Origin of the sequence: Zobellia galactanivorans, from assembly GCF_000973105.1 — a bacterium.
Classification (GTDB): domain Bacteria; phylum Bacteroidota; class Bacteroidia; order Flavobacteriales; family Flavobacteriaceae; genus Zobellia; species Zobellia galactanivorans.
Window position 1 is genome coordinate 1,849,249 of record NC_015844.1, and the last position, 21,149, is coordinate 1,870,397.

Here is a 21,149-nt window from a genome sequence, read left to right on the forward strand (position 1 = left end):
ATGGAGAATAAATATGACCTGATCGTAGTTGGCGGAGGTATTCTAGGAACCTTTCATGCCTACCATGCCATAAAAAAAGGCCTTAAGGTGGCCTTGCTTGAAAAAGACGGAAAGCCCCAAGGCGCCACGGTACGGAATTTTGGCCAGGTAGTACCCTCGGGCATGGACTCCAAATGGCAACTTTACGGACGCGAAAGCTTAGCCATTTACAAAAACATCCAATCGAAATTCGATATATCGGTCCGCCAGGAGGGCAGCGTCTATATAGCCTCCAACGAAGAAGAAACGCAACTCTTGCTCGAGCTTAACGCCATAAACCTTGCCAATGCATATCCTTCAAAATTGTTGACCCAAGGGGAATGCCTTGAAAAATATCCTGGGTTGCGTACGGACTACGTGAAAATGGGACTCTTTTTTCCCGAAGAGATAATGGTTGAACCCCGACTGATGATAGGCAGACTCCAAGACTATCTTCGAGAATTAGGCCTGGAAATCTTTTTCAACAAAACGGTCATAGAGTGCAATGCCCTTACGAACTGGGTACAGGTACACAGCACGGACAATACCACCCTTTCGGGCACCAAGGTCATTATTTGTAACGGTAGCGATTTTAAAAATTTATACCCGAACAGGTTTGCCGAAAGCGACCTTGTAGTATCAAAATTACAGATGATGCAGACCAAACCACAACCCAATTACAAATTACCCAGCTCCGTTCTAACCGGTCTTTCCATACGTCGTTACGAGGCTTTTTCAGAATGCCCCTCCTATTCGGCCATCAAGGCTAGGGAAAACCATGAATCCCTTGAAAGAAAATGGGGAGTACACATTCTTTTTAAGCAAGCTGCCGATGGCTCCGTTATAATTGGCGATTCCCATGAATATGCACCGGCATCCCGCATAGAAGAATTGGGAATGGATTTGAATATGGACATTGATCACTTCATTCTTCAAGAAGCCAAAAAAATATTCGACCTTCCCACCTATAGAATCCAAAACCGTTGGTACGGTCTCTATTCCCAATGCAAATCGGCAGATATTTACCAACAGACCATAGACCGAAACATCCATATCGTGACCGGCATAGGCGGTAAAGGCATGACCGGTAGTGCGGGATTTGCCAAAGAAAATATCAATTCAATATTCAATTTACAAGATGCATAACATAGAATTAGCAGTATTTGACATGGCCGGTACGGTCGTTAACGAAGACAACATCGTCTACAAGACCCTACAAAAAGCCATTAACAAAACAGGACATGAACTAACACTAGATTTTGTTCTGGAACATGGTGCCGGAAAGGAAAAACACCAGGCCATAAAAGATATTTTACAAGCCATTGGCAATCTACCAAACCAAGCCTCAGAACCTATTTTTTTAGATTTTAAGCACTTGTTAGACGAAGCCTACGGTGAATTAAAGGTGACTTCCTTTGAAGGTGTGGAAGAGGTATTGGCCACACTAAAAGCCCAAGGCATCAAAATAGCCCTTAATACGGGTTACAACAAAACAATAGCCGAGCTGTTGTTACAAAAAATGAACTGGGTCAAGGGAGAGCAATACGACGCACTTGTTACGGCGGACGATGTTTTGGAAGGACGCCCGAACCCTGCTATGATCAGTAAAGCCATGGAAATTCTAGAAGTAAGCGATGCCAATAAAGTGTTGAAGGCCGGCGATTCGATCATTGATATCGAAGAAGGCAAAAACGCAAACTGTGGGGTTACGGTCGGTGTTACCACCGGTGCCCATACCGCTGCACAATTAAAATCCGCTGAACCTACTTATGTCTTACATTCTCTTGTGGAACTCACCGATTATATAAAAGGTTGAGTTGCTACCGTAGCGGTATAGGGCTACAACGAACGATTCGTTCCAGGAAACCTGGGAACGGATCGTTTTGTTTATACGAGGGTTTTGATTTCTATATAAAGAAATAAACCACCAACATCTTGGTCGGCGCATCACTTCGATTGACAGGAACATGCGGAATACGACCATCAAAGAAAATGGAATCGCCGTCTTTCAACAATACCTCTTCTTCGTCAATTATATAATAGCACTCCCCACTGAGCATATATTTGAACTCATAGGCGTCCGTAGTTACCTTTTCCCTTTCCGAATTGGGCTGCACTTCCAACAAGACAGTTTCAAACCCTAATGATGAAAGTTGTTTTCCGAAGATATAGGTATAGTTAAAACCAACGGCATTAGCTTCCTTTTCTATACTGGAATTATCCTCTTTACGGGAAACGATAAATTTGGCGCCGTTTACCTTGGCCATGCCGTTGAAAAAGTCGGTAACCTCAACTTCAAGTGAATTGATAATTTTCAACAGCACAGGTAACGACGGAATGGTACGCCCGTTTTCTATACGCGAAATCAAACCACCGGTCACTTCGGCAACACGCGCAATATCGCTAATGGTCTTATTGTTCTCCTTTCGTATTTCCTTAATTCGTTTTCCTATACCAATAAGGTAGTCTTCCATATCTAAAACTTAATATACAAACATACTATTAAATGATTTTATGACACCTAAACACACAAAATAGGATAACATTTTTAGGTGATAAAATTCCAAATTTTTAGTCATAATTACAAAATGTTTATTTGACTATTTGTAAATAACATTAAGATAACATTTTTATAATAACACCTACGAAAATCTTGCAATAACTTAATATTTAAAGACATTTCGCTTAACCTGTTCATTAGATATTTGTTGCGTAATAATTAACCAAAGTTTACAAATACGAAAAAAATGAAAAGAACAGTTCTTTTAGCCTTATTCACTTTAATGGTCAGTATGGCCGTCCGTTCACAGACGAATTTTACGGGAACGGTACTCGACGAAAACAACATGCCCCTTCCGGGCGCTTCTTTGGTTATCAAGGGAAGCGCTACCGGTGTAGCCGCTGATTTTGACGGTAATTTCAGCATAGAGCTACCTCAAGGGAATGAAATTCTTGTAGTATCGTATCTCGGATACATCCCCTCCGAATTCAACACCTCCGGAAAAACAACGGCAACCATCGTTTTACAACCCAACTCAGAACAATTGGACGAGGTTGTAGTTACCGCCTTAGGAATTAAAAGAGAAGCAAAAAAACTGGCCTATTCGGTACAAAAGGTTTCCGGGGACGATCTTTCCGAAGCAAAGGAAACCAATGTAGTCAACTCTTTGTCGGGTAAATTGGCCGGTGTACAGGTTACTGGCGGTAATTCCGGTGTAGGTTCTTCTTCGCAAATAATTATTCGCGGCGAAAGTTCCCTGAACCCAAGTCCCAATGCAAATTCACCTTTATTCGTAGTTGATGGCATCCCCATCAACAACAGCGTCAACAGCCGGGGAAGCGAAAACAATATGGAAGTAGATTACGGAAATGGCGCACAGGATATCAACCCCGACGACATCGAGACCATGAATGTACTGAAAGGGCCAAGTGCTACCGCCCTTTACGGTTCAAGGGGAGCGAACGGGGTTATACTGATCACTACAAAATCGGGCAAGAATAAAAAAGGACTAGGCGTATCATATACCAACAATACCACTTTTGAATCTATTTTAACATTTCCTGAATACCAATACGAATACGGCCAAGGCTCCAATGGTCAGTTCGCTTTTGGAGACGGCGGTCAAAACCGCTCTATTACCGGAGGTGTAAACGACCATGTTGATGAAAGCTGGGGTCCCGCCCTTAACGGGCAATTGATCGCACAGCACGACAGCCCGACTACCAGCGGACTCCTTGCCGGAGACGTACATGTACGCCCGCGAAATGCCGATGGCACTTTTTCAGATGAAATTATCGCTACACCCTTTTTATCAAGACCGGGCAATATCAAAAGCTTCTTTGAAACCGGCCATACGATAAGCAATAACATTGCCCTAACGGGCGGTAACGAATTCGGTAATTTTAGATTGTCATTTACAGACTTAAAGAGCGAAGGCATAGTTCCCAACACAGATTACAATAGACGTTCTTATGCCCTTAACGGATCCTACCAACTTGCAGAATGGTTTAAGATTTCGGGCTCCATGAACTATATAAACAGTAACTCCGGCAATAGACCCGTAAATTCCTATGGTACGGAAAACATAATGTACCTCTGGGTTTGGTTCGGACAACAGGTAGACATGAACTCGCTTCGAAACTACTGGCAACCGGGCTTAGAGGGGGTACAACAATACAATTACAACTACAACTACCATGACAACCCGTATTTTAATGTCTATGAAAACACCAATAGTTTTGATAAAGATCGTGTAATTACCAACATGCGCGCAGACATCAAATTGGCCAAAGGTTTAGATTTTATGTTCCGAACCGGGTTCGACTATGCAGACGAAGTCGATATGCGAAAAAGAGCTTATTCAACACAGCGCTTTCCTAAAGGCCAATACAGGGAAGATTATATCTATTCGTTTGAGCAGAACACGGATTTTTTACTTGGGTACAACACTACCTTCCACGAAGATTTCGACCTCGCGGTTTCATTTGGGGGCAACAACCGGACTTTTAAGAGTAGCTACCAACGTATAACCGCCAACTCGCTGTCTATTCCCGGCATATACAACTTTGGGAACACTGCAGAACCACTCACTTCTAGCGACTATGACGATAAAAAAGAAGTAAACAGCTTATATGCCTTCGCAAATTTAGGTTTCAAAGACTATCTCTTTTTAGACGTAACGGGCAGAAACGACTGGTCTTCTACGCTTCCACTCGAGAACAGCAGTTATTTTTATCCATCGGCCGGGCTTAGCCTTATTCTTTCGGATATGTTCAACCTTCCTCAAAGCGTTTCCTTTGCAAAATTAAGAGCTGGATGGGCAAGTGTCGGCAATGATACCGACCCTTACAATTTATTGCCCACCTACGGATTTGGAACTACCTTCAATGGTTTTTCAAGGGTAAACTCACCATCGGAATTAAAGTTGCCCGAATTGAAACCCGAAAGAACCAATTCTTTCGAAATAGGAACGGACCTCAGGTTTTTTGGTAGTCGCTTAGGCCTAGACATTGCGGTATATAGATCCATAACGGAAAACCAGATCATTTCCCTTCCCGTTTCCAATACCTCAGGGTATAACCAAAGGGTAATCAACGCCGGTAAAGTGCAAAATGAAGGTCTTGAGATCACCGTGAACGCCACTCCGGTCAAAACCAAAAACTTTGCATGGAACACAAATATCAACTTCACTTCGAACAGGGGTGAAATTTCGGAACTTACCGATGGCCTTGATTTTTATCAAATCAAGGAAAACTACCTTATTGTAGGTGCGGAAGTAGGAGAGAAAATGGGTGACTTATATGGTACCGGTTTTGTTGAAGTAACCGATGCCAACAGCCCACATTTTGGCCAATGGATCATCAATCAAGATACCGGGCTCCCTTCAAGGGACAGTGAGCTTAGAAACCTAGGCAATTACAATCCTGATTTTATGGTCGGACTTCAAAATAGCTTCCGCTACAAGAACCTTAATTTAGGTGTGCTCTTCGACTGGAGGCAAGGTGGTGTTTACCATTCAAGAACGGTCTCCATTGGCGGCACTACAGGCCTCTTGGATTTTACAACAGAAGGAAGGGAAAGCGGTATTGTTGCCGAAGGGGTTATAAATACAGGAACGGAAGAAAACCCTGTATACGTAGAAAACACCATAAATGTACCAGCTTCTAGTTACTACGCTACAGTATATAACCGAAGTAACGAAGAAACCACAATGTACGATGCTACTTATGTGAAACTTAGAGAAGTCAAGTTGGGCTATAACTTCCCTAAAAAACTATTTGACCGATCGCCTATTACATCGGCCAGTATCTCTTTCGTTGGCCGTAATCTAGCCTTATGGACGGAAAACCCCCATGTCGACCCGGAAACCATCTCTTTTTCAGGAGGCACCGTAGTTCCCGGGGTAGAAGATATGGCATTGCCTAGCACAAGAAGCTATGGTATTAATTTGAACATTGAGTTCTAAATAGAATTAATCAACACAATAAATTCAAGATGAAAACATCAAAAATAATAGCGATAATTTTTATCACGGGGTTAAACCTACTTGGTTGTACCGATGATTTTGAAGAAATAAACTCAAACCCCAACGCCCCTGAGGCAGTAAGCGCAAATCTGCTTACGGCTACGGCTACTTCTGAAATAGTACGTACCTTGACCCAAGAAGGGTATTCTGACGGAAACACCATTACCCAGCTCATGGCAAAAAACAACTTTCCAGGTTTTGGCCAATTTGAATGGGGAGATCAAGGACTGTGGAACTTCTTTTATCAGATTTTACCGGAGGTGAACGATATTTTGGAAATATCGAGGACAGAAGGCACTAAGAACAGTACCTATGAAGGTATAGCCTTATCGTTAAGGGCACTTTGCTTTGCCAATTTAACGGATCTTTATAACAACGTTCCATATACGGAAGCCCTTGTAGGTAAATCCGAGGGTGTTTTTACCCCCAAATATGATGACCAAGAAACTATTTACAATGGTATACTTGCTGATTTAGCCGAAGCCGATGCGGTTTTGTCCAAAGGTCAACCCATAACCGGAGCTACCGGCGATGTGATATACGATGGGGATGCCTCCAAATGGAGAAAACTGGCAAATTCCCTGCGATTGCGTTACTTATTGCGCATCTCCAAACAAAGGGATGTATCCGCAGAAATGCAGGCCATTGTTAACGACGGCAACTACATTACCACAAACGACGACAACGCGACCCTTACCTTTAGCGGCACCTCGAATACAGATTCCTGGCCCGAAAGCACAGGACGTATCGGTGGTTTTGACGAAAAAAGTTTGTGTACTACAGGGCTGGAATATCTGACCCGTTTCAACGACCCTAGATTGGATATTTGGTTTGACCGCAATAGCAATGGCGAGTATGTTGGCATACCCATTGGACTGAACCAAGATAATGCCAGGGCTTACGATGATGCAAATAGCCCTAGCCGATTGGATGTTGAATTGTTCTACTTCTCCAGAACCGAAGCCGAGGCTTTCGTTATAAAAAGCTCCGAGGTTTATTTTATTTTGGCCGAAGCAGCGGAAAGAGGGTTCATTTCAGGTGATGCCGAAACATTTTATAATGAAGGCATCCGACAAAGTATGAAATACTGGGGCGTAACCGATGATGCCGTAATCGATACTTATTTGGCCCAACCTTCCGTAGCATACAATGGAAGCGTAGAATTGCTAATGACCCAAAAAACACTGGCCCTATGGAACGTCGATTACCAAGGTTGGTTCGATTATAGAAGAACTGGTCTACCTGCACTCGAGGCCGGACCTGACAACGAGAACCAAGGTCGTTACCCTGTTCGATTTTTATATCCTTCTAGCGAACAAACACTCAACGGGGTCAATTACAAAGCTGCAGTTGAAAGCATCGGTGGAGATAACATTAATTCCAAAGGATGGTGGGAAACCGGAAGCCGCTATTAAAACATTTATTGTAAAAACAGGGGGTGCCTCGGCTTGCAATCGGGGCAACCCTCCTTGTTGATTTTAATCTTACACCCAAAAAATGAAACTACTAAAATCGCTTATTCGTGTTTTAACGCTCTGTGGAATATGTTCCCACTACGCAACGGCACAAGAAGCACCAAACCTCGGCATCGAACACGTAGTGGTCATAGGTTTTGACGGACTGAGTCCAGACGGACTGCAAAATGCACATACCCCGACTTTTGATAAACTCATGCAAGAAGGCGCCTATTCCTTGCATGCCAGGGCAGTGCTTCCTACGAGTTCAAGTTCCAACTGGGCCTCAATGATCATGGGTGCCGGCCCCGAACAACACGGTATTACCTCCAACGCTTGGGAACGCGATAATTTTACCCTTTCGGCGGTAACACAAAGCGAAGAGTTTATCTTTCCGACCATTTTTCAATTGACCCACGACCAAATAGCCTCCGCTGAAATAGGAAGCATTTATCATTGGGGCGGTTTTGGAAGGTTGTTCGAGAAAAGTGCGGTTGATTATGACGTGAACCCGGAAACGGAAGACGAAACGGCTGTTTTGGCCAGCGCCTACATTAAAAGTAAAAAACCAAAACTGACCTTCATCCATTTTGACCATGTAGACCATGCGGGTCACGAATTTGGCCATGGCACACCGCACTATTACGAATCGGTCGAAAAGGCCGATGCCCTTTTGAAACAAGTCATCACGGCCATAAAACAGGCCGATTTAGCGGATAAAACCTTGGTCATCGTAAGTGCCGACCACGGAGGCTTGGGGAAAGGCCACGGAGGCGAATCGCTCAAAGAAATCGAAATTCCGTTTATCGTTTGGGGAAAAGGGGTGAAGCAAAACCATAAAATCACCCATCCGGTATACCAATACGACAACGCTGCCACGGTAGCCTTTGCCCTCGGAATCAAAACTCCACATGCATGGATAGGAAAACCTATTATATCGGCCTTTCAAGGTCATGAAATAAAAGATGGCTATACCGTTCTTGAGCAGTTCAAGGAACCTCTTATTTCCCCTAAGGCGGAAGGCTATAAAAAAGCGGGCGGAGTTTTCGTCGAAAAGGCTTCCCTGAAAATCGAAAACCCCAATGTAACGGGAGTGATCCGGTATACGCTTGACGGTTCATTGCCCACAAAAACTTCCAAATCTTACGAAAAGACTATCCCGCTAACCCAAAATACGGTAGTAAAAAGTGCGATGTTCAGAGGTGGAAAAATTAATAGTCCGGTAGCAGAGGCCTTTTTCAGAATACAACCCAAAACCCTATCAAAACCCGTAAAATACGAGCTTTTTTACATGGACAAGCTTTTGTTTTTACCTGCCTTGGGCGAAAAAAAACCAAATGCAACGGGCAACACCTTCGAAATAACCTCAGATGAAATAAAAGACAAGGTCAAGAGCAATACCGTAGTAAGGTTCACCTCGTATATCCAGGTGAAAGAAAACAGCAATTATAGGTTCTACCTTCGCTCAGATGATGGAAGCCAACTCTTTATTGACAACCAACTGATAGTGGATAATGATGGGGATCATGGTGTCAAGACGAAAGATGGCCAAATCAACCTAAAACCAGGCAAGCACGCCATTAAAGTACTTTGGTTCAATGGTGGGGGCGATGGTTGGTTGGATGTTTTTGTAGAAGAAGGCGATGCTGCCAAACAAATACTTACCCCTCCCTTATTAACCACCGATTAAATGAAGTTTCTCAATTTTTGTTTTATAACACTGTTTTCGCTGGGTACTACAGTTTGTGCCCAGCAAAATGGCAATGAACTGACTCCCTGGAAATATGGCATGCTAGACATACACCATATCAACACAGGCAGGGGCGATGCCGCTTTTTTCATTCTTCCGGACGGCACAACCCTTTTGATAGACGCTGGAGACCTATCTGAGACCCATGCCCGGACCCTTTCCGCCAGAAATGCCAAACGGGTACCTAATAATTCTAAATCGGCTCCGGAATGGATTGTTGACTATATTGGGCAATTCGCTCCAAAAGGCAAAATCCTACAACTCGATTACGCCCTCATCACCCATTACCATGATGATCATTTCGGGGAAATGGATGCCAATCGAAAACTAATAAAAGAAGGGGATTACGCCCTGACTGGAATAACCGAAGTAGGCCACCACATCCCCATTAAAACCCTTCTAGACCGCGGAAGCCATTTTCCTATCGACCTCAAGGATACTGAAATCCAAAAGGAAATCAATAAAAACGATGCCTATGGAATGATTCCCACGCTTCAAAACTACTGGAAGTTCATTTCCCATCAAACAAAGACCACCGGACTCCAACATAAAATATTTGAAGCGGGTCAAGTGAACCAGATCGCCCTTAAAACACAAGCCAAAGATTTTCCAGATTTCAATATTCGAAACATTGCGGTTAACGGCCACATATGGACGGGCCGTTCAAACGAAACCTTTTCACTGTTCAAAAAGGGCGAATATTCTGGTGAGAACCCCTTAAGCACTTGCCTTAAAATCAGTTATGGCGATTTCGACTATTTTACCGGAGGGGATATCAGCGGTATTGACGCTTTTGGCGGCACCGATATTACTTCATTAGAGTCTAACATTGCCCCTATCATCGGCGCTGTTGATGTGGCCACCTTAAACCACCATGGCAATCGCGATTCCCAAAATAGCTTTTACGTACGAAGCTTAAGGCCCCGGGTCTGGATACAACAAAATTGGTCTAGCGACCATCCGGGCGAAGAAGTCTTACGCCGGATTACATCTAGGGAACTCTATCCGGGTGAGCGGGATGTTTTCAGTACGGCAATGCTGCAAGCCAACAAAGATGTCATCGGAGAGCGACTTGACCAATATAAAAGTCAAAACGGCCACGTAGTCTTACGGGTTGAAAAAGGAGGGGAATCTTATAGAATATTTATTTTGAACGATACTTCAGAAACGCGGGAAGTTGTATCAGAACACGGTCCTTATGCATCCGAATAAAAAAATCAAACCCAACAAAAGAACCGAGGGCGATATTAATTACACCCCTGCCAGACAGGCTTGGTTAGACCACGCAATCGATGAAAGTACAAAAGTCCTCCTTGAAAAAGATGCCCGTTATTTTTTTCACCAAGCCCTATCATCTCCCTGTCTCGACGTACTTAAAAACTGTGAGGGGCCCTATATAGAAAACCTTTCCGGTAAAAAATATCTTGATTTTCATGGCAATAACGTACATCAGTTGGGGTTTTCACACCCCAAACTCGTACAGCGCCTTACCGAACAACTGCAATCACTGACCTTTTCTACCCGGCGTTATACCAATGAAACGGCCATTAATTTTGCCGAGAAACTGGCCTCGCTTTTGCCATCGGATCTCAACCGCACACTTATGACCCCCAATGGTAGTGCCGCCATTGGCATCGCCCTTAAACTGGCACGGGCGGTCACCGGTAAATTCAAGGTAGTTTCATTTTGGGATTCCTTTCACGGTGCCTCTTTAGATGCCATAAGCGTAGGTGGGGAATCTGTTTTTCGCGAGCACATGGGGCCGATGATGCCCGGGGTCGAACGTATACCGCCACCAGTGACCTACCGTGGTATCTATGAAAACAACGAATCTAAATGCCTAGAATATCTAGAGTATGTATTTGCAAAGGAAGGCGATATAGGGGCCTTCTTGGCCGAGACCGTACGGAATACCGATGTACAGGTTCCCTCCAAAGCTTTTTGGAAAGAAGCCCGCAAACTTTGTGATAGATATGGCGTGCTATTGATTTTAGACGAAATCCCCATAGCCCTGGGCCGGACCGGAAAAATGTTCGCTTTTGAACATTACAACATAGAACCGGACATACTTTGTTTGGGAAAAGGCCTTGGAGGTGGTATCTTTCCTCAGGCCGCCATCGTTGCCCGTGATTCCTATAATAAATTCAGTGATATTTCCTTGGGCCATTACACCCATGAAAAGAGCCCCCTTGGAGCTGCTGCAGCTTTGACAACCCTAGAAATCATCGAAGAAGAAGGACTGCTGAGCAAAGTGAAAAAAGATAAGGACTTCATGTACCAAGAAATGAACAGGCTTCAAGCAAAGCATGATATTATAGGCGATGTTCGCGGCTTAGGACTACTCTGGGGCATTGAACTCGTAAAGAACCATACGACCAAAAAGAAAGCTATACACGAAGCGGAGAAAGTTATGTACGAATGTCTAAAAAACGGACTTAGTTTTAAGGTCTCGGCCGGTAACGTACTCCAACTGGCCCCAGCCCTCACTATTTCCGAAGATAAGCTTAAAGAGGCCATTCAAATTGTCGATAATTCCCTTACTTCGCTAAACCTTTAAACCAACTCAAAAAATGAAAAATACCTTACCTCTCTTAATTTTAACCTTTATGCTCTTTACGCTAGTACATGGGCAAAAAGTCCAATCTAGCTTATTGGTATCTCCGTACTTACAAGACGCCACCCCAAATTCCATCAAAATAATGTGGCAAACCTCTAGTGGGGAAGAGAGTATCGTAGAGTGGGGCACGACCCAGAAACTGGGAAAAAAAACAAAGGGCAAAGCCTTCGACGTCAACTTTACCGATTCTAGAATACACGAAGTTCAACTAGAAAACCTTAAAAGGTTTACCACCTATTTTTACCGTGTACGCACCGGAAAAACGGTATCGGACATCTTTCAGTTCAAGACTCCCCCTTTTGCAAGCGACAACCAATCGTTCAATATGCTTGCCATGAGCGATATACAAAAAGACCACTTGAATCCTGATAAGTTTTCAGAAATCGTAAACGAGGGTATTCTTCCCTATATTAAAACGGAGTACGGCAAAGAACTTACCGATAACCTCGCATTGGTTTTAGTGCCTGGCGACCTTGTGGAAAACGGCACCAAATACGACCAGTGGAAAGACGACTTCTTTGCCCCGGCACAAAAACTGTTCTCGGAGGTTCCCGTTTACCCCGTACTGGGCAACCATGAAAAAAATTCGGCCTATTACTTCAAATACTTCAGCCTGCCAAAAAATGGAACACCTGCCTATGCCGAACACTGGTGGTATAAAGATTATGGCAATACGCGCATCATCGGCCTGAATTCCAACGAAGGCTACCGAGATATAGAACAACAATACACCTGGTTGAAGGAGGTTTTGGCAGAAGCCGCCAAAACCCCCGATATCGACTTTGTATTCGCCCAATTACACCATCCGCATAAATCGGAATTATGGATACCCGGAGAAGAGGAATCTACCGGAAAAGTAATTAAGCTCCTTGAAGATTTCACCACAAAAACCGGCAAACCCAGTATTCACTTCTTCGGACACACCCATGGCTATTCGCGAGGGCAATCGAAAGACCACAAACACCTTTGGGTAAATGTTGCTTCGGCCGGTGGTGCTATAGACAACTGGGGCGAATTTGAGGGTCGCGATTACGACGAATTTACCGTAACCCAAGATGAATATGGCTTTGTCATGGTAGAGGTAGATGCCACCGAGGGCCGTCCTAAATTCACTTTAAAACGAATAAGCAGGGGCAATGAAAACATCTCAAGATCCAACGAAAAGACCGATGAAATCACCATTTTCGCCAAAAGCCACAAGCCCGAAACGCCCGAAGCCATTTCCCCCAAGGGAGAAAACATCGCATTTACCGGAACCACACTTAAAGCCGGCGGTTTCGCCAGTTCATTTGAGGGAGCCTATCATGCCGCAACGCATTGGCAAATTGCTACCAATGCCGATTTTTCAGATTTGATCTTAGATAGTTGGAAACAGTCAGAAAATTGGTATTATCTTGAAAATAGACAAGAAGGTGACGACCTTACCGATGAAGCTTCTAAAAGACTAAAGCCAGACACAACCTATTTCTGGCGCGTTCGTTATCGTGACCAGCACCTGAATTGGAGCGACTGGTCGAACACCTTAACCTTTAAAACCAACACCCCATGAAAAAACTGATATTCTGTCTTTTTGGACTTCTTTTTGTAAATGCCCAAGCTCAAGAGAGCGATACAAAAGTGATATTGATTACTTTGGATGGACTACGATGGCAAGAACTCTTTTCCGGAGCGGATCCCCTTTTGGTGTCAAACCGCGCCTACGTTCACGATACCACGGCATTGAAATCCCGATTTTGGAAACCAACGCCCCAAGAAAGAAGAAAGGCCTTAATGCCCTTTGTTTGGAATACCCTCTCGCAAAAAGGACAAATACATGGCAATCGAAACCTCGGGAGTAAGGTAGACCTTACCAACCGAATGTGGTTTTCATATCCGGGCTACAATGAAATATTGACCGGAAAGGCCGATGATAAACGCATAAACAGTAACGACAAAATTCCCAATCCCAACACCACCATTCTTGAAATCGCCCATTCGGATGAGCGCTATAAGAACAAAGTCGCCGCTTTTGGCAGTTGGGATGTTTTTCCTTTCATCGTAAACGAAGAACGTTCCGGGGTACCGGTAAATGCCGGATTTGAAATTGCCAAAGGCGATCAGCTCAGCGAGCGCGAAAAATTCTTGAACGAACTACAGCCAAAGGTCCCCAGCCCATGGGGCACCGTTCGTTTGGATGCATTTACCCACTATTATGCTATTGAGCATATGAAGAAAAACCACCCCCAATTAACTTATATCGCCTATGGGGAAACCGATGACTTTGCCCATGACGGCAATTACGAAGCCTACTTGACATCGGCCCATAACACCGACGCCCTGCTCAAAAACCTGTACGATTTCACTCAACAAGACCCTTTCTACAAAGACAAGACCCTCTTTATAATCACTACAGACCACGGAAGGGGCACCCAACCTTTGGAAACTTGGAAAAGCCACGGCGACAAAATAAAAGGTGCCGGACAGGTATGGATGATTTTATTTGGAAAAGGCGTTTCCGCCCATGGTGAAATCTCAAGTCCGAAACAACTATACAGCAACCAGATAGCACCAACGGTTCTAAAGGCTTTGGACCTTAAAACCGAAGCGCCGAACATGCCCGGAAAAGTCCTATCCTTAAACAAAGATTGAAACAATGATTTTCATAATGATAGCTTGATATTAAGTTAACTCCCCAACAGTGTGTTTAAACGAATTTTACCCTGTGATTATTTGAGTTAGTCTAGTTTGAGTTAGTTTAGTAAAACCGGTGTATTTGTCTCATGCACCGGTTTTTTCATGTCGAAAAACCACCTCTTCACACGTAAAGATTAACTAACAAATTGTTAATCTAGAGTTTACGGCCGTGTCAACTAAAAACCCAATCTTTATCGAAACTTGTTTTCTCTGTATGAAAATAGTTCCGGTATACCTATCCGCCCTTATGGCCCACATTCTAATTTCGCAACTTAGAAGCTATTTTTCGCCTCCTAAAATTCAAAAAACCCAGAAAGCCTAGCCCCCTTCGTTACCATGAAAAAAAGACCTGTTGATATTGTTGTCATTTCAGACGTACACCTTGGCACCTATGGTTGCCATGCCAAAGAACTTATCAAGTACCTAAAATCTATCAACCCGAAGCAAGTAGTGCTCAACGGCGATATTGTAGATATATGGCAGTTCAACAAACGTTACTGGCCCAAATCGCACATGAAGGTGGTAAAATTGCTTATGGAGTGGATTGCCAAAGGTGTACAGGTACACTACATTACCGGCAACCATGATGAAATGATGCGTAAATTTTCCGGATTTAAGCTTGGCTCCTTCAGTATCGTCAATAAACTGGTCTTAACGGTACATGGCAAGCAGGCCTGGATCTTTCACGGCGATGTTTTTGATGTTACCATGCAGCATTCGAAATGGTTGGCAAAGTTGGGGGCCATTGGATACGATACCCTCATACTCATCAATAGCGCCGTAAATTTCTGCTATAAAAAATTTGGAAGGGGTCCTGTTTCCATGTCCAAAAAAATAAAGAACAGTGTAAAATCGGCAGTAAAGTTTATCAACAACTTCGAACAAACCGCTGCGGATATTGCCATAGAAAACGATTTTGATTACGTCGTATGTGGCCATATTCACCAACCCGAGATCAAATCCATAGAAACCGAAAACGGTTCGGTAATCTACTTAAATTCGGGAGATTGGATCGAAAACCTTACCGCACTTGAATACACCAAAGGCAAATGGGAGCTATACAGGTACGAAGACGACATGTACCTTCAATCCTACAATTCAGACCATAACGACCATGTTGATATGCTGGAAAAAAAAGAACTTTTCCAGAGCCTTATGTCAGAGTTCAACGATATGGTCGCATCAAAAGTAAGTAAATGACCCACCTCAAAAAACAAGGTAGATGAAAGTACTCTACGCCATACAAGGCACGGGAAATGGGCATTTGAGCAGGGCTCGCGACATCATTCCCGCCTTAATGAAAAAGAATATAGAACTAGATATACTGGTCAGTGGCACCCAAGCCGATATTAAACTTCCCTTTCCCGTAAAATACCAGCTAAGCGGATGGAGTTTTATATTCGGAAAAAAAGGTGGCGTTGATATGTGGAGCACCTATCTAAAGACAAATTCCGCCAGGATAAAGAAGGAAATAAAAAGCGTTCCGGTGGCGGCATATGATTTGGTCATCAACGATTTTGAACCCATTTCGGCATGGGCCTGCAAGACCAAGAACCTTCCTTGTGTGGCATTGAGCCACCAGGCGGCCGTTTTATCTCGCTATGCCCCCAAACCGAAGAAAAACGACCCTATAGGTAAGATCATACTCGAAAAATACGCACCGTCAACTACCCAATACGGATTCCATTTTAAATCTTATGACGAACGTATATTTACCCCGATCATCAGACAAGATGTTAGGTCCACTACCCGCACCTCGGGAGAACACTACACCGTTTACCTTCCCTCGTACAGCGATGAGAAACTCCTCCATATGCTCTCTCAAATAAAGGCTGTAAAATGGCAGGTATTCTCTAAGCACAACCAAAAAGAGATTTTTTCGAACAATATTACCATTAGCCCCATTACCAATGAGGCGTTTATAAAAAGTATGGCAAGCAGCAAGGGGGTGCTTTGCGGCGCAGGTTTTGAGACCCCGGCCGAAGCCTTACATATGCAGAAGAAACTTTTGGTCATCCCCATGAAAGGTCAATATGAACAGCAGTGCAATGCCGCCGCCCTAAAAGAAATGGGGGTTCCGGTAATCAAATCACTAAAGATGAAGCATCTTGACAAGATAAAAGATTGGGTAGACACCGAAGTCAGGTTAGATGTGCACTACCCCGATATTACCGATGAAATAATAGAATCGGTATTACAAGAATCGTTAACGGTTCAAAAAAACAGACCTCTTTAAATGACGCATACCAGTGGGACTCCCCTATTTGACTTGCAAGCTGAAGATTTTGGAACCGATTTTGTCTGGGGCGTTTCTACCGCAGCCTATCAGATTGAAGGCGCCTATAAAACCGATGGAAAGGGAAAATCAATTTGGGATGGCTTCGTAAGCAAAAAAGGAAACATTTTTCAAGACCAACACGGGCAGATCGCTTGTGACTTCTACAACAGGTACAAAGCTGATATTCTCCTGATGAAATCAATGAATATCGACCATTTCCGTTTTTCATTATCATGGTCGAGAATACTGCCCGACGGTACGGGCAAGGTGAATCAAAAAGGAATCGACTTCTATAACGCCCTCATTGATTTTTGTCTCGAGTGCGGCATTACCCCCTGGGTCACGCTCTACCATTGGGACCTACCCCAGGCCCTTGAAGACCTAGGCGGTTGGACCAATAGAAAAATACTTCATTGGTTCGAAGCCTATGCACAAATTTGCGCCGAAAATTTCGGTGACCGCGTCAAACATTGGATGGTACTCAACGAACCTATGGTATTTACCGGGGCGGGCTATTTTTTAGGCGTACACGCCCCTGGTAAAAAGGGACTCAAAAACTTTCTTCCCGCTATACACCACGCCGTTCTATGTCAGGCCTTGGGCGGAAAGACATTACGCAAAACCGTACCAAAGGCCGTAATCGGAACCACTTTTTCCTGTTCGCAAATTACACCTCGCTCCAAAAGCAAAAAGGATATCAAGGCGGCCCACAAGGCCGATGCGCTTTTAAACCGACTGTTTATTGAACCGAGCCTGGGCCTTGGTTACCCTAATGAAAGTATACCCGTTCTTCGGAAAATAAAAAAATACCAAAGACCCGAAGACGCCCAGAACAGCGTTTTTGAGTTTGATTTTATCGGTATTCAAAACTATACGCGGGAAGTCGTTCGCCACAGCTATACGGTACCCTATTTAAGGGCTAAAATTGTAAAGGCCACGGAGCGAAACGTCCCAACGACCTTAATGGATTGGGAGGTTTACCCGCCCAGCATATACGAAATGTTGAAAAAATTCAACGCTTACAAGGGCGTAAACAAGATTTTGATTACCGAAAATGGAGCCGCCTTTAAAGACCGTATGGAGGAAGGGGAAGTCAATGACACCCAACGAACCTCCTATCTTCAAAACTATCTCGCACAGGTCCACAAGGCCCGTTCGGAAGGATTAAAAGTATCGGGTTATTTTGTATGGACCTTTACCGACAATTTTGAGTGGGCCGAAGGCTATTATCCGCGGTTCGGTTTGGTGCATATCGATTTTCAAACCTTAAAGCGCACCATCAAGGCTTCGGGAAAATGGTACGGTAATTTCTTAAAAGGAAGAAAACACACGAAAGCCATTAAAACCAAAAAAACCGATGTCCCCATCGGCTGAATATTATTCAAGCTAATTCAAATAAGAACGTATGCCGGATATTGCACGGCAAAGATGGGTCTTATTCGGGCCCTGACCGTAACCCTAAGATTAGGGCTTTATTATGCTTGTGTTAAGCATGAAATTACCTCGCTACCCTTAAAATCAGAGTGGGGTGCATACGAGCACCCCACAAATATAATCCGTTCATAAATCGGTCCAATACACTAGGGCATCCTACAAATCGAACAAACTAGGCAACCACAGACTAAGCTGCGGAATATAGGTTACGAGCAGTAGGGCTATTATCATGGCGATAAACAATGGAAATAGCGGTTTTATGACCTTTTCTATGGTAGTATTGGCAATACCGACCCCCACAAAGAGCACTGAGCCCACGGGCGGCGTACAGAGTCCGATACAAAGGTTCAGAACCATAATAATACCAAAATGCACGGGATCTAATCCTAATTTGGTTACCACCGGCAAGAATATGGGCGTAAAGATCAATACCGCCGGGGTCATATCCATAAAAATACCAACGAACAAAAGCAGTAAGTTGATGATAAGCAGTATTACGATTTTATTGTCACTGATGCCCAAAAGCCCAGAGCTTATTTCTTGGGGAATATTCTCGTATGATAAGGCCCAAGACATACTCATTGAAGCTCCGATCAAGAGCATGACAATAGCGGTCGTAGAGGTAGAATCCAATAAAATCTTAGGAAGCCGTTCGAATGAAATCTCCTTATAAAAGAGTCCCAACAACAGACTGTACAGTACGGCTATGGCCGAAGCTTCGGTTGCCGTAAAGACTCCCACAACTATACCGCCAATAACGACTACCAACATAAAAAGACTTGGAAGGGCATCGACAAATGTCTTAAAGATCTGTTTGAACGAGCTGCGCTCCCCAACCTTATAGCCCTTTTTCTTTGCCCAGAACGAAGCAACGATCATCAGGAAGAGTCCCGTCAATATTCCAGGAATATACCCAGCCAAGAACAGGGCCGCGATCGAAGCCCCTCCACTTGCCAAGGAATAGACGATAAGCACGTTACTAGGGGGAATGACAAGACCGGTCGTAGCGGCCGTTATATTTACGGCAGCACCAAATTCACGGGAATAGCCTTCCCTTTCCATCTCCGGCCCTAAAATACTTCCCATGGCAGACGCAGCGGCCATAGAAGAGCCTGCAATGGCCCCCATGAGCATGGCGGAAACAATGTTGATCAAGGCCAAACCTCCGGGCAAAGCGCCCACTAGGGTCTTCGCAAAGGCGATCAAGCGGTGTGCGATACCTCCCTTGTTCATCAATTCCCCAGAAAGGATAAAGAGCGGAATCGCCAAAAGCGCAAAACTGTCAAGTCCTGTCCCTATACGTTGGGAAACCGTTGTGAATGCCGGTAATACCGGAATGCTCACCAACATGGTAAGCACAGATGATATGGCGATACTCCAGGCAACGGGGGTTCCAATGGCCAATAAAACCACAAAACTCAGCACCAAAACTAAAATTGGTAAATACTCCATAATACTTAATCGTTAAGAAGGTCAGATATTTTATAATAGATAATGAGCAAGCCACTTATGGGTATCACCAAGTATACCACGGATAAAGGAACTTGCAAGGCCGGAGAATGCTGGTCGAGTACATGCGTAATATACACCAATCGAGACCCTCCGATGACCAAGGCCCCTAGGCTAAAGAGTATCACCAACCAATGGACCACTAGCTGTAGTTTGCGCTGGGTTCTTTCACTGAAGCGTTTTGGCAGAACATCAATGGCTACGTGCAGGTTTTTTCCCGACACATATGCCGCACCCAATATCCCGATCCAAATCATAAGGTACCTGGCCAATTCATCCGTAAAGGAGCTCGGAGAGCCCAATAAAAATCGGCTGAACACCTGCCACAGAACGTTTAACACCATAACGCCCATTATCGTAACGAGAAAATAGGCCAACACCTTGTCTATGTTTTTCCGTAATTCCATATTATTTGGTTGCTTGAATTTCTTGAATCAATTTATACATGGCCTCGTCATCCTTGTACTTGTCAAAGGAATCCTTGATTTTTTCGGAAAAGAGACTTTTATCGGGCCTGATAATTTCAACCCCTGCCTTTTCTACCTCGGCCAATGCTTCCTCTTCCGATTCGGCCCATAGTTTACGTTGGTAACCGATGGATCCGTCAACGGCCTGCTTGAGCCAGCCTTGTTCTTCTTCGGAAAGGCTATCCCACAAATGGGTACCTGCCAAAAGTACATCGGGCAATACGGTATGTTCATCTAGGGTATAAAATTTACAGACTTCGTAATGTCGGGAAAGATAGAAGCTAGGCGGGTTGTTCTCCGCACCGTCGACAACACCTTGTTGTAGGGCCGTATACAGTTCGCCCCAAGAAATGGGCGTTGGTGAACCCCCTAGGTCTTTTACCATGTCCATGGCCGTAACACTTTCCATAACCCTGATCTTTAAACCTTCAAGGTCTTCCGGACTATTTATGGGGCGGTCTTTGGTATAGAAACTACGGCTTCCGGCATCGTAATACCCCAATCCCTTGAGCCAATATTGCTCACCGTCGTTCAACAGTTCCTGCCCAATAGGGCCGTCTAACACATCGAATGAGTGTTGCCTGTCCCTAAACAAAAAGGGCAGGCCCAATACCTTCATTTTTGGCGCGAAGTTCTCCAAAGTCCCTACCGACACCTTGGTCATATCCAAGCTGCCTATTTGCAGGAGTTCCAAACATTGGCGCTCTGTACCCAATTGCTGGTTCGGGTAAATTTCGAGGCGCATTTTGCCCCCTGAGACCCTTTTCAGGTCCTCACCCATCTTAACCATGGCCTTGTGTACCGAATGATTGACATCGAGGCCGTGGGCCAAACGCAAGGTACGGGTGCCGCTAAGCTCGCCACAGCCATTTACCAACAGCATACCTAGGCTGAAAAAAACAACTTTTAAATATAGTTTCATG

At 44.2% G+C, this 21,149-nt stretch carries 16 protein-coding genes; 12 read left to right on the forward strand and 4 right to left on the reverse strand.

Translation table 11 applies throughout. From position 1 onward, the window contains the following. Complete coding sequence (locus ZOBGAL_RS07420; RefSeq protein ID WP_046287811.1) at window positions 1–1,164, forward strand: TIGR03364 family FAD-dependent oxidoreductase; 1,164 nt, start codon at window positions 1–3, stop codon at window positions 1,162–1,164. After that, window positions 1,157–1,834, forward strand: a complete 678-nt coding sequence (locus ZOBGAL_RS07425; protein WP_013992925.1) for a phosphonatase-like hydrolase — start codon at window positions 1,157–1,159, stop codon at window positions 1,832–1,834. The genes ZOBGAL_RS07420 and ZOBGAL_RS07425 overlap by 8 nt, the downstream gene beginning before the upstream one ends. Before the next feature lie 91 nt (window positions 1,835–1,925). On the opposite strand, the gene ZOBGAL_RS07430 is transcribed toward ZOBGAL_RS07425, so the two are convergent. After that, on the reverse strand, window positions 1,926–2,492 hold the full coding sequence (locus ZOBGAL_RS07430) for a helix-turn-helix domain-containing protein (protein WP_013992926.1): 567 nt from the start codon (window positions 2,490–2,492) through the stop codon (window positions 1,926–1,928). A 273-nt stretch (window positions 2,493–2,765) separates the two neighbouring features. Between ZOBGAL_RS07430 and ZOBGAL_RS07435 the strand changes: the two genes are divergently transcribed. The 10 genes from ZOBGAL_RS07435 (at window position 2,766) to ZOBGAL_RS07480 (ending at window position 18,190) form a co-directional block, all read left to right on the forward strand. Next, window positions 2,766–5,984, forward strand: a complete 3,219-nt coding sequence (locus ZOBGAL_RS07435; protein ID WP_013992927.1) for a SusC/RagA family TonB-linked outer membrane protein — start codon at window positions 2,766–2,768, stop codon at window positions 5,982–5,984. Window positions 5,985–6,013: 29 nt separating this feature from the next. After that, entirely contained in the window at window positions 6,014–7,459 is a 1,446-nt protein-coding gene (locus tag ZOBGAL_RS07440) for a SusD/RagB family nutrient-binding outer membrane lipoprotein (RefSeq protein ID WP_013992928.1), read from the forward strand. Between the two features lie 82 nt (window positions 7,460–7,541). Next, complete coding sequence (locus tag ZOBGAL_RS07445) at window positions 7,542–9,188, forward strand: alkaline phosphatase family protein (protein WP_013992929.1); 1,647 nt, start codon at window positions 7,542–7,544, stop codon at window positions 9,186–9,188. Continuing rightward, the gene (locus tag ZOBGAL_RS07450) at window positions 9,189–10,460 is read left to right on the forward strand and encodes a ComEC/Rec2 family competence protein (protein WP_013992930.1); all 1,272 of its coding nucleotides are present in this window, start codon (window positions 9,189–9,191) and stop codon (window positions 10,458–10,460) included. Further along, on the forward strand, window positions 10,447–11,805 hold the full coding sequence (gene pbfA / locus ZOBGAL_RS07455) for a (R)-1-hydroxy-2-aminoethylphosphonate ammonia-lyase (RefSeq protein WP_013992931.1): 1,359 nt from the start codon (window positions 10,447–10,449) through the stop codon (window positions 11,803–11,805). The genes ZOBGAL_RS07450 and pbfA overlap by 14 nt, the downstream gene beginning before the upstream one ends. 49 nt (window positions 11,806–11,854) lie before the next feature. Then, on the forward strand, window positions 11,855–13,414 hold the full coding sequence (locus ZOBGAL_RS07460; RefSeq protein ID WP_231854804.1) for a fibronectin type III domain-containing protein: 1,560 nt from the start codon (window positions 11,855–11,857) through the stop codon (window positions 13,412–13,414). Beyond that, window positions 13,411–14,493, forward strand: coding sequence for a sulfatase-like hydrolase/transferase (locus tag ZOBGAL_RS07465; RefSeq protein WP_013992933.1), 1,083 nt, complete (start codon window positions 13,411–13,413; stop codon window positions 14,491–14,493). Before ZOBGAL_RS07460 ends, ZOBGAL_RS07465 begins: the two co-directional genes overlap by 4 nt. A gap of 381 nt (window positions 14,494–14,874) precedes the next feature. Beyond that, entirely contained in the window at window positions 14,875–15,738 is an 864-nt protein-coding gene (locus tag ZOBGAL_RS07470; RefSeq protein ID WP_013992935.1) for a UDP-2,3-diacylglucosamine diphosphatase, read from the forward strand. A gap of 22 nt (window positions 15,739–15,760) precedes the next feature. Beyond that, a complete protein-coding gene (locus ZOBGAL_RS07475; protein ID WP_013992936.1) occupies window positions 15,761–16,774 on the forward strand; it encodes a glycosyltransferase family protein in 1,014 nt (337 codons plus the stop codon). After that, the gene (locus ZOBGAL_RS07480; RefSeq protein ID WP_013992937.1) at window positions 16,775–18,190 is read left to right on the forward strand and encodes a GH1 family beta-glucosidase; all 1,416 of its coding nucleotides are present in this window, start codon (window positions 16,775–16,777) and stop codon (window positions 18,188–18,190) included. 216 nt (window positions 18,191–18,406) lie between these two features. On the opposite strand, the gene ZOBGAL_RS07485 is transcribed toward ZOBGAL_RS07480, so the two are convergent. Genes ZOBGAL_RS07485 through ZOBGAL_RS07495 form a run of 3 tightly spaced genes read right to left on the reverse strand, consistent with a single transcriptional unit; the run spans window position 18,407 to window position 21,148 of the window. Then, window positions 18,407–19,702, reverse strand: coding sequence for a TRAP transporter large permease (locus tag ZOBGAL_RS07485; protein WP_013992938.1), 1,296 nt, complete (start codon window positions 19,700–19,702; stop codon window positions 18,407–18,409). Between the two features lie 5 nt (window positions 19,703–19,707). After that, window positions 19,708–20,166, reverse strand: coding sequence for a TRAP transporter small permease (locus ZOBGAL_RS07490; protein WP_013992939.1), 459 nt, complete (start codon window positions 20,164–20,166; stop codon window positions 19,708–19,710). 1 nt (window position 20,167) lies between these two features. After that, complete coding sequence (locus ZOBGAL_RS07495; RefSeq protein ID WP_013992940.1) at window positions 20,168–21,148, reverse strand: TRAP transporter substrate-binding protein; 981 nt, start codon at window positions 21,146–21,148, stop codon at window positions 20,168–20,170. Between the last annotated feature and the right edge of the window lies 1 nt (window position 21,149).